This is a genomic window from Flavobacterium sp. (assembly GCF_028712645.1).
Lineage (GTDB): Bacteria > Bacteroidota > Bacteroidia > Flavobacteriales > Flavobacteriaceae > Flavobacterium.
Genome location: NZ_JAQTPQ010000327.1, coordinates 1 through 3,379, shown reverse-complemented (window position 1 = coordinate 3,379; position 3,379 = coordinate 1). Strand labels below are relative to the sequence as shown.

Genomic DNA, 3,379 nt, shown 5'->3' with positions numbered 1-3,379 from the left:
TAAAAATGCAAATGACCATAGAGGTGGCCATGACGGTAACAATGTTCAACTCGATTTGAACTATGGAACTGGTCTTGGGAAAGAAAAAAGTTTTATTAATGTTACTGGTAGTTTTCAGTTAAGAGATCAAACAAGTAGAGCGAAGGATGTTACAGGAACATTATTCAGTGGTTTTAATGCTGTTGAGCAAAGAGCAGCAGAAGCTGGAACAAATATTAATGCTTTGTTTGGCAATATTACTAACACACCAAACAGTGCTCAAATTCTTTCGGCAATTCATACTTATGCACCACAAGTAAGTTATTTTACTGCTGCGCAACAAACAGCTATTAGTAACGCCACAACTATTGGAGCAATGCAAACTGCTTTAAACTTTGACGCTACTGACGGAGAATTAGCCTACAGAAAATTAGAAAGAAGAAATTTCAATATGAAAGTGGGACAATCTTCTCTATCTAGTGCACAATTTTTCTTGAATAGTGCCTACCCTATCAATGAAAATCTTGAAGTATATGCTTTTGGAGGAACTAGTTACAGAACTGGTCAAGCTGAGGGTTTTTACAGAAAACCAAATCAATCAAGAGCTTATACAGCATTGTATCCGAATGGTTTCTTGCCAGAAATTCACTCTACAATAAAAGATTTATCTGTTGCTGCTGGTTTAAGAGGTAAAATATTCGAAAGTTGGAATTTTGATTTAAGTAATACTTATGGTATAAATACCTTTGATTACAGCATTGAAAATACGTTAAATGCTTCTATGAGAGAAAATTCGCCAACCAAATTTGATGCTGGTAGCTTAGGATTTTATCAAAACACAACCAATTTTGATATGAACAGAAAATTCGACAAATTGAACGTAGCTTTTGGTGCAGAATATCGTTATGAAAACTTTACTATTAATGCTGGTGTACCTGATTCTTACAATTTATATGACATCAACGGAGCAGTAGTGACAGGATCAACTCCAAACAACATTAAAGTTACTGATTTCTATGGTGCTGCCAGACCAAATGGAGCTCAAGTATTCCCAGGTTTTAGAGATGTAAATGCTGTTGACAAAGGAAGAAACAGTGGTGCTGTATATGGCGATTTAGAGTATGATGTTACTTCAAAATGGTTAGTTAATGGAGCCATTCGTTATGAAAACTATTCAGATTTTGGAAGCACAACAAATTATAAATTGGCAACTCGTTACAAAGTAACTGACAACATCAATTTACGTGGTGCAGTTGCTACAGGATTTAGAGCTCCATCGTTACATCAAATATACTTCAACTCAACTTCAACTCAATTTGTAGGAGGTGTTCCATTTGAAGTAGGAACATTTAGTAATGATTCAGATGCTGCTCATTTATTGGGAATTCCTAAATTAAAACAAGAAGAATCTCAAAGTGCAAGTGTTGGTTTCACTGCTAAAATACCATCAGCAAATATCACTTTAACTACTGATGCTTACATCGTTAAAATTAAAGACAGAGTAGTTCTTACTGACCAATTTTCAAGACCTAAAAATGATTTAGCTTCAGCTCCAACTTATTTCTTCCCAGAAGGTTCTACTGAAAGAACGCTACAAGATGCATTTGATAATGCGGGAGCAACTGCAGCTACATTTTTCGCCAACGCAATTGATACACAATCTAAAGGTATTGACATCGTAATAAGCCAAAAAGCAAATTTAGGAAATGGCCTAACATTGAAAAATGATTTATCAGGAACATTTTCTGGTACAAAAAGAGTAGGTTCAATTCACGCTTCTCCAATCTTAGAAGCCAATGGTCAAGTAAACAGATATTATTCTGAATCAAGTAGAGTTTATCTTGAAGAAGCTGTGCCAAGAACAAAAATTAATTTAACCAATACACTTTCTGTTAAAAAATTCGATTTCTTCTTGAGAAACGTATATTTTGGACAAGTAACAGATCCAAATACTGTGGATCTAAATGGCAATGGTTTTATTGACGCGATAGTAGTAAACGGAAGAGCAGTTGAAAATGAGCATCCAGTCTGGGGTGGAAATATCATAACTGATTTCTCCATTGGTTATAATTTAAATAAACAAGCTAAACTTGTAATTGGAGCCAATAATATCTTTGACATATATCCTGATTTGAATTTAGGACCTATCTCAGCAAAAAGACCTACAAATATTAAAGATCCACGTTTAACAGGTCTAGATTCAAATGGTAATATTGCCTATGATCCTGCTACAACAGTAGATTTATCAAATGCAAATCAATTTGTATATTCAAGAAACGTATCACAATTTGGTCAAAACGGTCGTTTTGTATTCGCTAGAATTAGCTGTAATTTCTAATAATATATTTTAATACAATTGAAGAGGCTGTCCTTATTGGGCAGCCTCTTTTTTTTGGATTTAACTTTCATATAGAAAAATTAAATTATGTCTAATTATTTTTAATTGCTATTTTTTGTAACTTCGTGAAAATATTTTATTATGAATACTGCCGAATTAAAACAACGTTTGAAATCTAAGATTGACATTATTAATGTTGATGCTTTTTTGAAAGCTCTTAATATAATAGTTGAATCAAAAACTAAAAATATCATTATACTTTCTGATGAACAAAAGTTGGTAATAAAAAATTCTCAAAAAGAATATTTAGAAGGCAATTATTTTACAAATGATACTGTAAATGAAGAAATGGAAAAATGGCTGAAAGAATAATTGTTTGGTCAGAAACTGCTAAACTCGAATTAAAAGATATTTTCGAATATTTTAATTTTAGAAATAAAAGCAAATTATATTCATTAAAATTAAACAGAATAATTCAAACCGAATTAAAATCTTTACTCCATCAACCAGAAATTGGTAAAAAAACAGATACCATAAATGTTCGTGGTTTGTTAATTGAAAATTATTTTATTTTCTATGAAATAAATAAAATTCACATCATTATATTATCAGTTTGGGACACGAGACAAAATCCTGAAAGATTGAAATATATCCAATGAAATTCCAAGTTATCTCCGATTATCAGCCCAAAGGCGACCAACCGCAAGCTATTGAAAAATTAGCTCAAGGCATTGAAGCTGGCGAACGCTATCAAACTTTGTTGGGGGTTACGGGTTCTGGAAAGACGTTTACCGTTGCCAATGTAATCCAAGAAGTCCAAAAACCTACTTTGATTTTGGCACACAACAAAACCTTGGCATAAACAGCCGCCTCCGTTTTCTTATCCCCTGCGGCCACGACGCCCCAGGAAGCCGCCGAGACGCTGACACCTGCTATATTATGAACCTGCCCGGAAATACGGGCAGCATCCTCAAAAGAAAGCCTGGCGGTCTTACTGTCCGGTAAAACTTCTATCAACAGCGGGTCGATAGCGTCGACGCGGCCGAAAACTTTTTTACGGAA

Annotated in this window: 3 protein-coding genes and 1 pseudogene; all 4 read left to right on the top strand. The window is 34.0% G+C overall.

The genetic code is table 11. The features are described 5' to 3' along the window. Nucleotides 1-2,317 (top strand): TonB-dependent siderophore receptor (locus PHC28_RS17250; RefSeq protein WP_300103475.1); only part of this gene is annotated, 2,317 nt, incomplete at its 5' end. 141 nt (nucleotides 2,318-2,458) lie between these two features. Continuing rightward, nucleotides 2,459-2,689: a hypothetical protein gene (locus tag PHC28_RS17245; RefSeq protein ID WP_300103473.1), complete on the top strand. Its 231-nt coding sequence runs from the start codon at nucleotides 2,459-2,461 to the stop codon at nucleotides 2,687-2,689. Continuing rightward, nucleotides 2,674-2,976, top strand: coding sequence for a type II toxin-antitoxin system RelE/ParE family toxin (locus tag PHC28_RS17240; protein WP_300103472.1), 303 nt, complete (start codon nucleotides 2,674-2,676; stop codon nucleotides 2,974-2,976). The genes PHC28_RS17245 and PHC28_RS17240 overlap by 16 nt, the downstream gene beginning before the upstream one ends. Then, nucleotides 2,973-3,173, top strand: a pseudogene (locus PHC28_RS17235) (DEAD/DEAH box helicase family protein); the annotation flags it as partial. The gene PHC28_RS17240 and the pseudogene PHC28_RS17235, both read left to right, overlap by 4 nt. Nucleotides 3,174-3,379: the final 206 nt, after the last annotated feature.

Excerpts from the sequence above, each read along its gene's own strand:
- PHC28_RS17245 (WP_300103473.1), top strand. The coding sequence starts at position 2,459 with ATGAATACTGCCGAATTAAAACAACGTTTGAAATCTAAGATTGACATT.
- PHC28_RS17240 (WP_300103472.1), top strand. The coding sequence starts at position 2,674 with ATGGCTGAAAGAATAATTGTTTGGTCAGAAACTGCTAAACTCGAATTA.